The organism is Bacillus sp. Bwzl_19, from assembly GCF_054900515.1.
In genome coordinates this window covers 1,547,028-1,563,534 of record NZ_CM142729.1, presented here as the reverse complement: position 1 = coordinate 1,563,534, position 16,507 = coordinate 1,547,028, and the positions used below count along the sequence as shown (strand labels likewise).

General features: G+C 45.7%; 13 protein-coding genes. All 13 read right to left on the bottom strand.

The annotated features are described in order from the left end of the window. Positions 1 to 425: 425 nt before the first annotated feature. On the bottom strand, positions 426 to 1,214 hold the full coding sequence (locus tag ACW5MY_RS08300) for a cell division protein FtsQ/DivIB (protein WP_013352175.1): 789 nt from the start codon (positions 1,212 to 1,214) through the stop codon (positions 426 to 428). Between the two features lie 129 nt (positions 1,215 to 1,343). Further along, positions 1,344 to 2,255, bottom strand: a complete 912-nt coding sequence (gene murB / locus ACW5MY_RS08295) for a UDP-N-acetylmuramate dehydrogenase (RefSeq protein WP_013352174.1) — start codon at positions 2,253 to 2,255, stop codon at positions 1,344 to 1,346. Between the two features lie 25 nt (positions 2,256 to 2,280). Next, a complete protein-coding gene (murG, locus tag ACW5MY_RS08290; protein ID WP_013352173.1) occupies positions 2,281 to 3,372 on the bottom strand; it encodes an undecaprenyldiphospho-muramoylpentapeptide beta-N-acetylglucosaminyltransferase in 1,092 nt (363 codons plus the stop codon). Positions 3,373 to 3,488: 116 nt separating this feature from the next. Continuing rightward, positions 3,489 to 4,589, bottom strand: a complete 1,101-nt coding sequence (spoVE, locus tag ACW5MY_RS08285) for a stage V sporulation protein E (RefSeq protein ID WP_013352172.1) — start codon at positions 4,587 to 4,589, stop codon at positions 3,489 to 3,491. 59 nt (positions 4,590 to 4,648) lie between these two features. Further along, the gene (murD, locus tag ACW5MY_RS08280) at positions 4,649 to 6,004 is read right to left on the bottom strand and encodes a UDP-N-acetylmuramoyl-L-alanine--D-glutamate ligase (RefSeq protein ID WP_013352171.1); all 1,356 of its coding nucleotides are present in this window, start codon (positions 6,002 to 6,004) and stop codon (positions 4,649 to 4,651) included. After that, entirely contained in the window at positions 6,005 to 6,979 is a 975-nt protein-coding gene (mraY, locus tag ACW5MY_RS08275; protein WP_013352170.1) for a phospho-N-acetylmuramoyl-pentapeptide-transferase, read from the bottom strand. A 107-nt stretch (positions 6,980 to 7,086) separates the two neighbouring features. Beyond that, positions 7,087 to 8,559: a UDP-N-acetylmuramoyl-L-alanyl-D-glutamate--2,6-diaminopimelate ligase gene (locus tag ACW5MY_RS08270; RefSeq protein ID WP_013352169.1), complete on the bottom strand. Its 1,473-nt coding sequence runs from the start codon at positions 8,557 to 8,559 to the stop codon at positions 7,087 to 7,089. Between the two features lie 194 nt (positions 8,560 to 8,753). Beyond that, the gene (locus tag ACW5MY_RS08265) at positions 8,754 to 10,673 is read right to left on the bottom strand and encodes a stage V sporulation protein D (protein ID WP_289394329.1); all 1,920 of its coding nucleotides are present in this window, start codon (positions 10,671 to 10,673) and stop codon (positions 8,754 to 8,756) included. A gap of 112 nt (positions 10,674 to 10,785) precedes the next feature. Further along, positions 10,786 to 12,915, bottom strand: coding sequence for a penicillin-binding protein 2B (gene pbpB, locus ACW5MY_RS08260; protein WP_013352167.1), 2,130 nt, complete (start codon positions 12,913 to 12,915; stop codon positions 10,786 to 10,788). A gap of 6 nt (positions 12,916 to 12,921) precedes the next feature. Next, positions 12,922 to 13,275, bottom strand: a complete 354-nt coding sequence (gene ftsL, locus ACW5MY_RS08255) for a cell division protein FtsL (protein ID WP_013352166.1) — start codon at positions 13,273 to 13,275, stop codon at positions 12,922 to 12,924. A 39-nt stretch (positions 13,276 to 13,314) separates the two neighbouring features. Beyond that, positions 13,315 to 14,250 (bottom strand): 16S rRNA (cytosine(1402)-N(4))-methyltransferase RsmH, encoded by a 936-nt coding sequence (gene rsmH, locus ACW5MY_RS08250; RefSeq protein WP_013352165.1) that lies wholly within the window; start codon positions 14,248 to 14,250, stop codon positions 13,315 to 13,317. A 69-nt stretch (positions 14,251 to 14,319) separates the two neighbouring features. Then, positions 14,320 to 14,751 carry a division/cell wall cluster transcriptional repressor MraZ gene (gene mraZ / locus ACW5MY_RS08245; RefSeq protein ID WP_013352164.1) on the bottom strand — a complete coding sequence of 144 codons (432 nt, stop codon included), beginning with the start codon at positions 14,749 to 14,751 and terminating at the stop codon, positions 14,320 to 14,322. A 125-nt stretch (positions 14,752 to 14,876) separates the two neighbouring features. After that, positions 14,877 to 16,496 (bottom strand): bacillithiol biosynthesis cysteine-adding enzyme BshC, encoded by a 1,620-nt coding sequence (gene bshC, locus ACW5MY_RS08240; RefSeq protein ID WP_289394328.1) that lies wholly within the window; start codon positions 16,494 to 16,496, stop codon positions 14,877 to 14,879. Positions 16,497 to 16,507 lie beyond the last annotated feature (11 nt).

Sequence of the window (16,507 nt, the reverse complement as noted above, 5' to 3'; positions counted from 1 at the left end):
ATTTCTCACAATTTATGTTTAATGAAACTATTCGTTATATTCTATGTATATCCTCTTTTATATCGCATTTTTTTTATTTTTTTTAGAGACGGCCCACCTTACCGTAAAATTTCTTGTCACGGATCACACTGTGCAATTCAGATGCAAATATACCCGCTTTCCACTAGTCTACACTAAGATGAATCTTCAGAAAAGCTATAGATATTGCCAGAAACATCCAAAAAAAGAAGAAACAGGAGGAAAATTCCAAATGCAATGCTCACTGCAGAAAACACGCCCATTGCATTGAGAATTTTCCGCTTGTTCGGCAGCCATATCCCCGGCAGAAACAAACATAGTCATAATTATTCCGCTATCGGTTATATCGGCTGCCCCGCTGATTGCAATAGATTCTTTTGAATCACCTTGAAAATAGTTCTTTAGAACTATTCAGTTTCTTTTTTCTTGTCAGATTTACCTTTGTTAAATTCTTCAAAATACGTAGCGACTTCTAAGTGGATAATTCCCTTTTTCCCGCCGTCCAGCTGAGAAACGATAGAAGGATAGGTCTTCATCCGGCTGGCAAACGTTTTAATGGAAGCTGTAACTACATATCCGTCGTTCATATACAGCTTGATCCGGTCCTGATCCATTTTTACCGGAGTGTAGTAGATTTCAGAAATCGACTGTTTTAACGAACCGGAAAGCTTATCAAGCTGTTCCGCCATTTTGACCCGCTTTTTCGCGTTTGTCCAGTCAACTAAAATCGGGCCCGCGTCATCCGGCGTGACTTCGTTCGGCAGCACGGTCCCGTTCTCCAGCACTTCATAATACACATCGTTTCGCTGCAGATACGCGATGGTCTTATATTCTTCAATGTGAATTTTGACTTTGTTAGGAAATGCTTTTGAAAGGTCCGCCTTTTTCACCAGCTTGTTCTGCTCAATCATTTCTTCTGTTTTTTTCTTGTTCAGACTCCAGAACTCGGTTTGTCCGTTATGTATATCAGAAAGCTCGGTGATCTCTTTTTCAGATACGTTTTCGTTTCCGGAAACGGTGACAGAAGAGACTTTGCTGATCGGCATCTGCAAGTACACGATGATCAGCACCATCATAAAAAAGAGCACAATGAATGAAATCAGCCGGCGGTTTGCTTTTTGTTTCCGCTGCTCTTTGATTTTCGGAATCCGTTCTTCAATATTTACGATTTTTTCTCTTTCATGATTTGGGTTCACTGCCTGTCCACCTCACTAAGAATGAAACAGCTTGACATTCGTCTGATTGAAAAACAAACGGCATGCTGTGATGCCGTTTGACATTTGTTAAAAGTATATCACATGAGCTCATGTAAATCAGAGAACCTTTTAACGATTCCCGCCGATGATTTCAACTTCTGTATGCATTTCGACATCATACTGCTCACGGATTGTCTTTTTCACATATTCAATCAGATCGAGGACGTCCTTGGCAGTCGCTCCTCCGGCATTGACGATAAAATTCCCGTGCATTTCGGACACTTTCGCTCCGCCGATCTGATGTCCTTTTAATCCCGCTTTTTCAACGAGATTGCCGGCATGATTCGGCAGCGGATTTCTGAATATGCTTCCTGCGCAAGGGCTGGAGTACGGCTGAGTATTTTTTCTGTAATCTTTGTTTTGCTGCATCTGCGCCGTGATGGCTTCCCGTTCCTTTTGCTCAAGCTTAAGAACTGCCTCGAGACACACGCCGGGACGTTTTTTCTGCAGCACAGACGTTCTGTAGCTGAAATCCATCTCGTCGTTCGTCAGCCATTCGATTGTGCCGTCTTCAAATAAGATACGGGCTTTCACAAGAATCTCACTCATATCAGATCCGTGCGCCCCGGCATTCATATAGACGGCTCCGCCGATTGACCCGGGAATGCCTGCTGCAAATTCGAGACCGGACATTCCTTTTTTACTCATGGAAGTCGCAAGGCGGACGACTGAATAACCGCCTCCGACCGTCACCTGATCGCCGTCAATCTCCAAATGATCGAGACCCGCTCCCAGCTTGATGACAACTCCTCTTATGCCTTCATCAAGGACGAGCAGATTTGAACCCCGGCCGATAACCGTCCATGGCAGATCATATTTTTTCACAATATTCATAATATCTTTGACCGCTTCCACACGGTTTGGGATGATCAAAATATCCGCCGGTCCGCCGATTTTCATCGTTGTATGATTCGCGAGCGGTTCTTGTTCCAGCACTTTGCCGACTTCGCGGTCTCTTAATTCCTGAATTACGTTCTCCATCGTAAACCTCCGCATTCCATTTGCTCTATTTTTTAATGTCTTCCATGATACTGTACAGTCTGGCTGCCGCATCCGGAACACCGAGTGATTTTGTCCGCTCACTCATGTCTTTTAACGTTTCGTCATTCATTACGATTTTGTCCAGCGCAGCGATCAGTTTTTCTCCGCTGAGCTCGGTTTCCTTCAGTACGATCGCAGCGTCATGCTGGCTGAGCGCCTGTGCATTGACTTCCTGGTGATTGGCTGTCACATACGGACTCGGAATGAGCACACTCGGAATGCCGAGTGCGGTGATTTCCGCAATCGTTGTCGCTCCGGCTCTTGCCACAATGACATCAATTGACTGTAAGTACTCCGGCATTTGATGCAAAAACGGTTTTGTCACCATATTATCAGCGGCTTTTCCGCCTTTCAGCTCAGCCGTTACTTTCTCGTAATGCACTTCCCCGGTAATATAAAGAACTTGGTAAGGTCTCGTTTTCAACTCTTCCTGCATATCGATAACGGCACGGTTAATAGGAGCCGCACCTCTGCTTCCGCCGAAAATGAGCACCGTTTTTTGATTGTCTTTCAGCCCGAATTCAGTTAATGAGCGGCCTGTCTTAATTGAGACGACTTCAGAGGCTCTCGGGTTTCCCGTAAAAACAACTTTTTCAGCAGGAAAATGCGATTTTGCCTCTTCAAAGCAAATCGCCACCTTATTAACATATTTCGAGAGAAACTTATTTGTGATGCCGGGAAGGCTGTTTTGCTCATGAATGATCGTCGGAATCCCCATTTTTGCCGCCGCGTATACAACCGGTCCGCATACATAGCCGCCTGTACCGATAACAGCATCAGGTTTAAATTCTTTTAAATACGATTTGCTTTTCTTCACGCCTTTTAAGAAACGCATGACCGTTTTTACATTTTCAAAAGAAAGCTTTCGTTTGAAACCAGTAATTTCAATGGCGCGAAACGGAATATTTTCCCGTTCAACAATTTTTTTCTCAAGACCGTTCTCTGTTCCGATATACAAAAATTCCACATCCGGATGCCGGCGCTGAACTTCTTTAATAAAAGCAAGAGCCGGATAAATGTGTCCTCCGGTTCCGCCCCCGCTTACTGCAATACGCATTTGTATGTCCCCCTTAATCACACAGCGATAACCCTGTTTTTTAGGACAGGGTTATTGATGTTGTCTGTTTTTTTATAAATAACGAATAGATCATGAGTGATGAGGCAAGATACAGATCAATACCTCGAGTACCGGCTTACATTTAAAAGCACGCCTACCGCTGCGAGCATCAGCGTCAATGATGAGCCTCCGTAGCTTAAAAACGGCAGCGTGATTCCTGTTACAGGGATCAGCCCCGTCACAACGCCGATATTAATCATGACTTGAATAGCAATCATAGAAATAATACCGATGGCGACAAAACTGCCGTATAAATCCGGAGCGCCGAGCGCGATCCTGACGCCGCGCCATAATAAAATACTGAACAGCAGCAATATGAGCGAGCCTCCGATAAAGCCGAGTTCCTCAGATAAAATAGCAAAAATGAAATCGGTTTGCGGCTCCGGCAGGTAAAAAAACTTTTGCCGGCTTTGGCCGAGCCCCATCCCGAACAGGCCGCCCGGACCTACGGCATAGAGCGACTGAATGATCTGAAACCCGCTTCCAAGCGGATCCTCCCACGGGTTTAAGTAAGAGGTGATCCGTTTAATCCGATAAGGAGCGGACAGAACAAGCGCCGCAAATCCGCTTAAACCGATGAGTCCGAGAAACGCGAAATGAGCGATTCGCGCACCGGAAACAAAAATCATCACGATGCACGTGCCCACCATCACCGTCCCCGTTCCAAGGTCGGGCTGGCACATGATAATAATAAATGCAGAAAACACGATTCCGAGCGCGGGAACGAATCCGCGTCTGAATGACGTAATGTTCTTCTGTTTTTCAGAAAGAAATTTAGCCAGAAACGCAATCATCGCGAGTTTCATAAACTCCGAAGGCTGAATGCTGAACGCTCCCACTCCGATCCAGCTTCTTGAACCGTTCCGCACCATTCCGACTCCCGGAATCAGCACAAGCACTAGCAGAAAAAAACAAATGATCAGAAGCAGCTTCGACCATGTGCGCCATGTCCAATAATCCACATTCATAATGAAAAACATGGCAATGACGCCGATTCCCGCAAACAGCAGCTGCCGTTTCGCAAAGAAAAACGAGTCGTCAAATTTATAATCCGCCCAAACCGCACTTGCACTGTAAACCATAATTAATCCTATTGTTAAAAGCAATAACGTAATGATAACTAATAACAAATCAGGCGATGTTTTTTTAGTAGTCAAAGCAATCGACACCCCAAGCATAAGTCATTTAGGGCTGCCGGATAAACAGAGACAAGCCCTTACTTAAGCATATGCACGGCATCTATAAACATGTCACCGCGTTCTTCAAATGTTTTGAATTGATCCCAGCTTGCACACGCAGGTGACAAGAGGATGACGTCTCCTTCATTTGAGAGCGCAAACGCCGCAGATACTGCTTGTTCAACATTATCGACACGTTTGACATGTTGTATTCCCAGCTCATTGCCCAGTTTTTCTATCTTCGGCGCTGTCTGTCCGAACGTAAGAACTGCTTTGACATTGTCCATATACGGTTTCAGTTCGTCAAACCCGTTGCCGCGGTCAAGTCCGCCTGCAAGCAGAATAACCGGTGCTTTGAAAGCGGAGAGCGCTTTGCTTGTGGCTAAAATATTCGTCGCTTTGCTGTCATTATAAAATTTACGATTCTGAATCGCAGTCACATACTGCAGACGGTGTTTGACACCGGTAAAGCTTGTCAGCACCTTCTGAATCGCTTTATTAGACGCACCCGCCGTTTTTGCCGCGGCCACAGCGGCCAAAATATTTTCTAAATTGTGCGCGCCCGGCAGCACGATGTCATCAACAGGCAGAATCGCTTCATCGCCAAACATCAGCATTCCGTCTTTAATGAATGCGCCGCTTGACAGTTCCTGAGAAACTGAAAACGGAACAGTGCCGGCTTTTCCGCCTTTGGCAAGCCGCACGACTGTTTCATCGTTTTGGTTAACGATGGCCGTATCACTCTCAAGCTGATGCAGATACACCTTCTGCTTTGCTTTTTCGTAATTTTCACGGCTGTGGTGGTAATCCAAATGAGCGTCAAACACATTTAAAATCAGGCCGATTTCAGGTCTGAACGCATGGGTCCCCATAAGCTGGAACGAAGAAAGCTCCGTGACGATCCATTCATCGCCGTCAGCATGATAAGCCACTTCACTGGCGACAGTGCCGATATTTCCTGCGATCAGCGTTTTTATCGAGTCAGCTTTCAGCATTTCGTAGATCAGGGTCGTCGTTGTTGTTTTCCCGTTTGAACCTGTAATGCCGATGAATTTAGCATTGGTGATATAATACGCAAGCTCGATTTCCGTCCAGACCGGGATGCCTCTTCTTTGCGCTTCCTCCACCATGATATTTTCATACGGGATTCCGGGATTTTTGATCAGAATGGTAATGTCATGCTGATCAAAAAGTGATGTCGGATGCTCACCGCAGATGACCTCAATTCCTCTTTCTGAAAGCCTCTGGGCAGGTTCGTTTTCTTCAAAGGCTTTTTGATCATTCACGACGACGTTAATGCCTTTTTCATGAAGAATCGACGCAGCCGCATATCCGCTTTTCGCCAGTCCGAGGACCAGAAAGTTTTGTTTTTGCAAAAAAAGTTCGTTTTCCACTTATAACCACACCTCGATGTAAATTCCTAAAACGGCAAGCAGCAGTCCCGCAGTCCAGAATGTGACGACAACTCTCCATTCAGACCATCCGACCAATTCGTAATGGTGGTGAAGCGGACTCATTTTAAAGATTCGTTTTCCTGTCGTTTTAAAGCTGATAACTTGTAAGATAACAGATAATGTCTCAATAACAAATACTCCGCCGATAATGACGAGCAGAATTTCAAGCTTCGTCAAAATGGCAACGGTCACGATCGCTCCCCCGAGCGCAAGCGAACCGGTATCCCCCATAAACACTTTTGCGGGATGGGCGTTGAATACAAGAAAACCGAGAACGGCGCCGACAACGGCAACCGAGAAAATCGCAACATCATATTGTGACTGATTCCACGCAAGGATCGCGAAAGCGCCGAATGCGATAGCCGCGGTACCGGACAAGAGACCGTCCAGACCGTCTGTCAGGTTGACGGCATTTGAACCTCCGACAAGCATAAAGAGAACGAGGATAAAGTATCCCCAGCCGAGATCGATTGACAGATGTGTGCCCGGCACCCTGATGCCGGTTGAAAAATGGCAATAATGATATACTCCATAAAATACAATGGCGATAATGATCTGACCGATCAATTTCTGCTTCGATGTTAATCCGAGATTCCGTTTCATTACCACTTTAATATAATCATCCAGAAAGCCCAGCAGGCCGTACCCGATTGTGACAAACAGCAGAAGAAACATTTCCGCGCTCAGCTGCGAAAATTTCTGCGTCATCACAATTGCCGTAATGGCGATGGATACGATAATCATGACCCCGCCCATCGTCGGCGTCCCTGATTTTTTCATATGTGATTTCGGCCCCTCTTCCCTGATGCTCTGGCCGAATTTTAAGCGTCTTAAAAACGGGATAAGAATCGGAGATATCAGAACACTGATTAAAAATCCCATTATTATTGTAAATAAAATCACTTGCTCAAGCATTGCTCTTTTCTCCTCCCGTTTCGTTCAAACGACATACGTAGTTATCATATTCACATTTTTTCCCCGTAATTCTTTTCATTTCCCTCATTCTAACACTCTTTCCTGTTTTACTTTTTATTCAGCTCAACAATAGCTCTTCCCGCTACTTCGGCGTCATCAAAATCGAATGTTTCATTGCCGATCTGCTGATAAGTTTCATGCCCTTTTCCGGCAATCAGGACCACATCTCCCTTTTTCGCGTTTGCAATGGCAAAAAAGATGGCCTGCTCGCGGTTTGCGATACTGTGATAGTAGGTTCCTTCTACCCCTCTTTCCATATCTCTTAATATGGCCAGCGGGTCCTCGCTTCTCGGGTTATCTGAAGTAAAGATCGGTTCGTCGGCAATCCGCACCGCAATTTCCGCCATTTTCGGGCGTTTCGTTTTGTCCCGGTCACCGCCGCAGCCGACGACGACGAAAAGCTTGCCCTCTGTCATGTCTTTGCATGTATTCAGGACGTTTTCCAGACTGTCGGGCGTGTGCGCGTAATCGACGACGACAGGAAACGGCTGATTGTGGTTCACCAATTCAAACCGGCCTCTGACACCTTGCAGCTCTTCAAGAGCGCTTGTGATCGTATCAAACGGCAGACCCGCTGCGATCGCTGTCGCCGCTGCAGCCAGTACGTTATACACATTGAACCGGCCGACGAGCGAAACCGTAATCTGCTTTGTTCCTTTTGGCGTAACGAGTTCAAAGCTTGTGCCTTGCGCAGAGATCTCAATTTGTTTCGCCATGACATCGGCATCGTTTTCGATTCCGTATGTAAGGATATGCGCCGCCGTCACTCTTTCAAAGTAAGCACTGGCTTTGTCATCTGCGTTTAAGACGGCCCGCTTCGGCTTTTCATGGTTGAAGGAGCCGCCCAGCTGGGAAAACAGGAGGCTTTTAGCCTGTCTGTAGTCTTCCATCGTCTTGTGATAGTCTAAATGATCCTGCGTCAGGTTCGTGAACACGGCGATATCATAATCGCAGCCGTGTACCCTGCCGAGTGACAGAGCGTGAGAAGACACTTCCATAATAGCTGTCTCAACATGCTCATCATTCATTTTCTTGAACGTTTTTTGCAGTGTGACGCTTTCGGGCGTTGTATTTTTGACCGGGAATGTCTCATCGCCGATTTTAATGTACATCGTTCCGATTAAACCGGTCTGTCTGCCCGCTTTTTTGAAAATCTCGTCCACCATATGCGTCGTTGATGTTTTGCCGTTTGTGCCGGTGATGCCGATAAGCTGCAGCTGCTTTGTCGGCTGCCCGTAAAACGCGTCAGAAAGAACGCTGAGCGCCCGCTGTGACCGGCGGACGATAATGACAGGAACATCGACGTCAAGCTCTTTCTCGGCGACGATGGCCGCTGCGCCGTTTTCTGCGGCTTTTTGGGCGAAATCATGCCCGTCTACCGTATACCCCTTTATACACACAAAAAGACTCCCTTTTCTCACTTCCCTGGAGTCCATCTCGATTGAAGTTATGTCAGGGTCATGAAAGTCATTTTGAACAGGTTCGGTCATTAAATATGTAAGCAGCTTTGTAAGTTTCATTGTATCAAACCTCTCAGAAATTCTATTCATTCTTTTATCATGATAACCGTTTATAAAAGTCAGAATGGCTTTTAAACATACAGTTCATATTTTAGCGTAAATAAAAGGATACATCCAGTTAATCTTAAAAGTTATCTTCTTTTTTTCTCTTTATGATAGAGGCAGCCGAAAACAATCGGCTGCCTCAAAAAGACTCATTCTTCACTCAAGTAAACCCGGATCTTAGAGCCTTCTTTTACTTTCGTTCCGGCTGCAGGTGATTGTTTTACAATTTTGCTGCCTTTTCCTGAGGAGTCAATATTCAAATTGACAAGCAGCGACTCAAGATCAGAGACAGACATCCCTACAACATTCGGAACCTCTATTGTTTTTGTGTCGTTCCATTGATATTTTTTCTCGATTTGATTTTTTCGCGGTTTAATGCCGAGCTCCGGCAGACTGTCTCTCATTATATTTCCGACAATCGGCGCGGCGACGGTTCCCCCGAATTGAATTGTGCCTTTCGGATTATCAACCGCGACATATACGACAAAGCTGGGGTCATCAGCCGGCGCAAAGCCGATAAAGGAGACAATGTGGTTGTTTTCGAGATATTTGCCGTCTTTGACTTTTTGTGCCGTACCTGTTTTACCGCCGACGCGATATCCTTCCACAAAGGCATTCCGTCCCGTTCCCTGAGCGACGACGCTTTCTAAAGCGTATCTGATCTGCTTTGACGTTTCCTGGGAAATAACTTGCCTTTTCGCAATCGGTGATTGTTTCTTAACGGTTTTTTTCGTAACGGGATCAACCCACTCTTTGGCGATAAACGGCGTGTAAAGCGTTCCGCCGTTTATTGCTGCGGATACGGCTGCCACCTGCTGAATCGGCGTGACGGAAACCCCTTGTCCGAAAGCGGTTGTCGCCTGTTCGACCGGACCTACTCTGTCAAGCGGAAATAAGATTCCCGTTCCTTCCCCTTGCAGATCGATGCCTGTTTTCTTTCCAAAGCCGAAGTCCTTAATATATTGAAACAGCTTTTGTTTTCCGAGCCGCTCCCCAAGCTCTACAAACCCCGGGTTGCAGGAATTTTGGACGACTTCAAGATAAGACTGCGAACCATGGCCGCCCTTTTTCCAGCATCTGAGGCGGGCGCCGTCCACCTCGGCGAATCCTCTGTCATAAAAGTGGTCTCTTTGCAGGTTTACTTTTTGCTCCTGCAGCGCTGCCGCAAGCGTAATGATCTTAAAGGTCGAACCCGGTTCATACGTGCTCCACACCGGCAGATTCCGGTTGTAAACGGACGGATCCACTGATTGATAGTCGGCCGGATCAAAATCAGGACGGCTTGACATTCCGAGCACTTCCCCGTTTTTTGGATTCATCGCGACCGCAATCATTCCGTCCGGGTTGTATTTCGCCGCTGCATTGTCGAGCTCTCTTTCTATAATCGTCTGAACTTTGGCGTCAATCGTCAATTTCATATCAAGTCCGTCTTTCGGAGGGGTGTAATCATCTGCTTCATCCGGCATTTTCTTCCCCTTGGCATCTGTATAAAATTTCACAGATCCCTTTACACCTTTTAAGTCATCATCATAATAAGCCTCCAATCCGAGAAGGCCCTGATTATCAATACCGGCAAAACCGAGAACATGGGACAAAAAGCTTCCGTACGGGTAATGGCGGATGCTGTCTTCAGCCACATAAACACCTTTTAAGTTGAGCGCTTTGATTTCTTTCGCTTTTTTATTAGAAATTTTCCGGCCCTCAGGTGAGATTTTTTCTATAGAGGTTTTCTTTGTAATGTGTTTGTAGACCTTCTCTTCCGACATATTTAAAACTGACGCAAGGAGCTTGCCCGTTTTGATGGGATTTTGGATCTGGCGCGGTACGACAAAGACGGTCGGCGCGCTCTTATTAGTTGCCAGCTTCACGCCGTTCCGATCAAGGATCTCTCCCCGTTCAGGCTCAAACGGCAGATTCCGGCTCCAAGAATCCTTAGCCAGCGAAGTCAGCTTTTCTCCCATTACAAATTGGACATAGCCTAATCTGCTGTCAATGATCAAAAAAATGATCACGCCAAAAAGCAAAACCAGTAATAAACGTTTTCGAACCGTTACATTTGAAACGCGCAAGGGACCGTCCACTCCTTATTTAGGCTTGTTTCAATTTATGCCTCAGCTTGGACACATAGAACGGCGGAGCATAAAAAAGAAGCCCGCAGCAGCTGCGGGCTTCTCTGTTCCGTTAATCAGGATTTTTAAATTTCACCTTAATCACGGTATTTTCTTTCAGTTCTTTACCTTTTTTGACACTTTGGCTTGCAGCGTAACCTTCGCCGCTCACATCAATGTGAATGCCTGATACTTTGCTGAATTGAAGCACTTCACGTCTCGACCATCCGGACATATCCGGCATCGTCACCTTCCCGTCTGTTTTTAAGAAGATTTTCTGATTGGTGATCACATCTTCCCCGGCTTTCGGATACTGCTCTTTTACGGCAACATCGCTGCCGATGACAATCGGTGTGAGATGTTCATTTTTCGCTTCCTTCTCAGCATTTGTAACTGTCTTGTCTGTCAGGTCAGGCATTTTTTGGCTTTTCGTTTCCTCCTGACCGGCATCTGACTTTTCCGTCGGTTCGATGTTCAGGTAGTGCAGGCTGTTTTTCATCGTCGGGTTAAAAATTTCCGCGACAGGATCAGAACTGCTTTGACCCTCTTTTAATTGCGGCTGCTGAACGGCTACATAAATGACGAGCTTAGGATCATTTTTCGGCGCCATGCCCATGAATGAAAACACATAGTTGCTCGTTCCCGATAAATATCCGCCCGTTCCGGCGATTTGCGCGGTTCCCGTTTTCCCCGCGACATCAAAACCTTCAATTTTATAAGGTTTTCCCGTTCCGATGTCTGACGTCACGACTTCTCCGAGCAGGTTTCGGACTTGTTTGGCCGTATCGGCTGAGATCGGCGTGCCTACTTGTTCGGGCTTTGTCTGCTTGACGACTTTTTTCGTATCAGGGTCAACAATATGATCAATGACGTAAGGCTTCATCATTTTTCCGTTATTGGCAATCGCAGTGACCGCCTGAAGCTGCTGGATCGGCGTTATCGCCGATGCTTGGCCGTAAGCCGTAGACGCTTTATCAAAATCATATTTGAAGTTAATTTTGCTTGAAACTTCACCAGGCAGATCAATCCCTGTTTTTTGATAAAGTCCAAATTTGTGCAGATACTCATTAAACCGGTCAAATCCGAGTTTTTCGTTTGCCAGTTTGGCGAAGGCGACATTTGACGACCTCATGAGACCGTCATGAAAACTTGTCATGCCCCAGCCGGCACCGTTGTTCCAATCTTTAACATGTTTGCCGCCCACTTTATAGGTTCCTGATTTGTATTTCTCGTTTGCAGAAAACACATTTTCCTGCATCGCCGCGGCAAGGGTGAAAATCTTCATCGTCGAACCCGGTTCATACGCGTACGACACTAAGTCGTTATAATAATTGGTGACGTTTCTGATATTCGGGTCAAAACTCGGGCGCTGCCCCATCGCAAGCACTTTGCCTGTTTTCGGTTCTACGACAGCCGCCATGATTTTTTTCGGTTTATATTTTTCCGCCACTTTTGTCATGCTGTCTTCTAAAAAGGTTTGAATTTTCTGATCAATGGTTAAATATACATTGTCACCATTTTTGGGTGCGGTGATTTTTTCTTTGCTGTTCGGAAGTTTCCAGCCGGATTTATCACTTTCGTAAGTGACGGACCCGTCGCGTTCCGTCAGATAGTTGTTCAGTATTTTTTCAAGCCCTAAAGAGCCTTGGATCTGGTTTGTTTTTTCGTTCACATCGGCATAGCCGAGAACATTTGACAAAAATACGCCATTCGGATAATAGCGCTTCGTATCTCTTAAGAAAGAAATACCCGGAAGATTCATTTTTTCGATCTTTTGTTTTTTCGCATAAGAGATATCACGGCCGGCTGAACCGAATTCCACCTGCTTCGCGCCATCCCTGTTTAAGATGTCCAGAATCTCGCTTTTATCAAGATTAATAACACTCGCCAGCTTTTCCGCTGTTTTCTCTTTATCCTTGACATACTGAGGCTTCATCTTTTTATCAAGTATGGCAATGAGCTTATATGTCGCCGTGTCCTCAGCCAGCACTTTGCCGTTCCGGTCAAGAATGGAGCCGCGGCTCGCTTCTATCGTCCGCTTTTTTTCGTGCTGCTCGGTCGCTTTTGTTGCAAGTTCTACCCCGTTTGCTTTACCGGTTAATTGAATGTACGCCATTCTCCCGAGAATGACAAAGAAAAAGAGAGCGAAACAAATACTCAGTATCGCTGCTCCTCTGTTCATAAACTTATTTTTTTTAGGCATGGGTTATCATTCCTGTATGTTTTTCACTTTTTTATCTTTCAGATTCAAACCGTGCTTTTTGGCGATATCCATCAGGCGCTGAGGCTGGCTCAAGTCAGCCGCCGTTTTTTCGAGATCAGCGATCTGCTTATTCTTCTCAGATACTTTCTCTTCCAGTTTTTGCACCTCAATATTGGATTGGTATGCCGCATATGCCTTTGATACGATAAACATCGAAGTGGAGAGAACGGCAATGGCAAATAGGACGAGCAGCACCTTTTCCCCAAGTGTAATGGAAGCCCTCTTTTTGACAATCACCTTTTTTTCGGGGCTTATCACTGGCCGTTGTTGTTTTTCCTGCTGGTAAGCTAAGTTGCTCATAGGCTGATGACCTCCTTTAATCTTGTCATTTGCTGCCCGTTATTTTCGTTTTTCCGCAATGCGGAGCTTCGCTGAGCGGGCGCGGTTATTTTCTTCAAGCTCCTCTTTTGATGCCGTAATGGGTTTTCTCGTAATCAGTTTTAATTCCGGCTCAAATTCTTCCGGTATCACAGGAAGACCCGGAGGCAGTTCGGGAAGTGATGATTTTTCCTTGAATGTCGTCTTGCACATTCTGTCTTCCAGCGAGTGAAAAGTGATCACAGATACCCTTCCGCCCGGCTTCAGCACCTCTATCGCTTGCAAGAGGGCCTCTTCAAATACTTGAAGCTCGTCGTTTACGGCGATTCGAATAGCCTGGAATACGCGTTTGGCCGGATGGCCTCCGCTTCTTCTGGCCGGAGCCGGTATCGCGTCCTTTATTAGATCGACCAGTTGGCCGGTTGTTTGAATAGGCGATTTCTCTCTTGCCTCTTCAATTTTTCTGGCGATTTGCTTGCTGAATTTCTCTTCTCCGTATTTAAAGAAAATCCGCACAAGATCCTCATACCGCCATTCATTTACGACTTCTTTCGCCGTAAGGGCGGCCGACTGGTCCATCCTCATGTCCAGCGGTGCGTCATGATGATAGCTGAATCCCCGTTCCGGTGTATCAAGCTGCGGAGAGGATACTCCTAAATCAAATAAAATCCCGTCGACACTCGTAATGCCGTGTTCATGTAAACATTCTTTTAAATAACGAAAATTGCTTTTCACCAGAATGAGTTGTCCTTTGTATTCGGACAGTGTCTGCTTTGCGTTTTCAAGCGCTGTGTCATCTTGGTCAAAGGCGATCAGGCGTCCTTTTTCCGATAATTGCTGCAATAAATATGTACTGTGCCCGGCGCCCCCCAGGGTGCAGTCCACATAGGTTCCGTCCGGTTTGATATTTAAACCGTCGACGGTTTCACGAAGAAGTACTGTCTTATGCTGAAACATTTGTGTCGGTCCCACCTTTATCAGGAATGAATTGAATTGTCAGTTGTTGTTGTGATGCACGAAGATCCATTATATATCAAATCCAATCATGTTTTCAGCAATTTCAGCGAATGAATCTTCTTGCTCTTCTGTGTATTGTTCCCAGATTACCTTGCTCCACAATTCAATTCGATTGGAAACCCCGATGACAACACATTCTTTTTCCAGTTTTGCGTAATTCAGAAGAGATGACGCAATATTAACCCTTCCCTGCTTGTCCAGTTCGCATTCGGTCGCACCGGAAAAAAAGAAACGGGTAAACGCGCGGGCGTCTTTTTTGGTGAGCGGCAGAGCCTTCAGCTTTTCTTCAATCAGCTTCCATTCATTCATCGGATATCCGAAAAGACATTGGTCAAGCCCTCTGGTCAGCACAAATTGCTCACCGAGGCCTTCTCTGAATTTTGCGGGTACGATCATGCGGCCCTTTGCATCAATAGTATGCTGGTATTCACCCATAAACATGATAAGGACCCCCACTTTCTCCCCTAAACTCACCACTATCCGCCACTTCTCTCCACAACCTCATTTTACACTGTTTAAACATAAAAAAAAACCCTGAACTATTCAGGGTTCTTTAAAACTTTATTTCAAAGTTTGACAATCTGATGTTGGTTTTGAAAAGAAAATGGCAGATATTTGAAGGTTGTGAAGAATTTTGGACCATAGCGGTTCAAATAATACATCACATTCCAGATCCGCTCTTGCGGTGCGCCGAGCGGTCTGATGCTGTTTTGGATTCTTTCGTAGTCTCGCAGCACAAAACCTTCTTTTTCTTCAATTCTTTTCGTTACCGTCCGTTCCAAAAACAAGAGCTGATCTTGAATGAAAGCGGCATTCTTCTGTAAGAGCGGCTCAAGACTTGAATCGACCTTAAGCGCTTCGTTCCTTACACTTTTATGGACAGCTTCAATCTGCGACTTCGCCTGCTCCATCACAGCAGAAAACTCTTCCGGAATCTGCTCTTCAAAATAAGTGTCTTTCAGGTGTCCGGTGCCGTGTTCAATCGCTTCCTGAAGCGGGATATTCCGTTCTGAAAGCTTCTTTTCAATATGGCGCTCAAGGATCGTAATGTTCAGTCTCGGCACTACCGGTGTCATGGCGAAGCCCATTAATGAGAAAGCCTGCTTCAGCTCGCCCCAATAATTGATTTCTCCCGGTCCTGCGATAAACGCAAGCGTCGGGATGAGAAACTCCTGCATAAGCGGCCTTGTCACAACGTTATTGCTGAAACATTCAGGTTTTTCTTCCATATGGGTATGAAGTTCGTCATTCGTCCACTTCAGGTCAAGCTCCTTAATGACAAAAACGCCATTTTCTTTTTCAATTAAGAAGCGCTCTCCCTCATGTTCGTAAAACAGGTTGGCTTGTTCTTTGTCTGATTCAATAATCGGGTGATAACCGGCTTCCCGCATAAGACGCTGCTGATCTGACACGGCTTTGGCAAGCTCATTATTGTGTTTTAAAATCTGCTGAAACATTCCCGTTTCCAGCTTTTTAATCCCGGGATCTCCCGAATTCATCAGAATAAGGCCTTCTTCTTGAAACAAGTCAGCGATCAACAGTTCAAAAAAGTCCGTGAACGTCTCTGATGAGCGTAAACATCGCATCACATTTTGAAGGAGTGCGTTTGTATGATCCGTTTCCTCAAACGCAGCGAACACTTCTTCAATCCACGCCGCACATTTTTCCTGATCAAGCGGGGTTTTAGCCGCCAATGTTTTTTTCCAGTAAGACTGCGGAAGTTTCTGTTTCACCGGCCCTTTTTTCTCTGTTGACGTGTGCACATAATTAATTTCTTCCAGATCGTGATCTTCACCCGCCACCCAGAAAATCGGAACGACAGGTATCTGTAACGCCTCTTCCTGCTGTCTGGCAAGTACGATAATGGAGATAATTTTATGTATGGTGTAAAGAGGCCCCGTTAAAAGACCGGCCTGCTGCCCGCCTACAACCGCTGTGCTTTTTGGATCTCTTAGTTTTTCGATGGAGGCCTGCATGGCTGCGGAGTGAAATTTTTCATGATAGGAGGATAGGTAATCCGCTAATTCCTCTCTGGCAAACGGCCGTGAAGACAGGTCACGGAGCCGCTCTTGCCATACATCCTCAGAATGAATATCATAATCAAAAAATGAAGACATGTTTTCTCCATCTATATAGTGCTGCACAAACGTATTTTGACTTTTGATGGAAAGTTCAGTTAGCTGCATCTGTCTGGAAC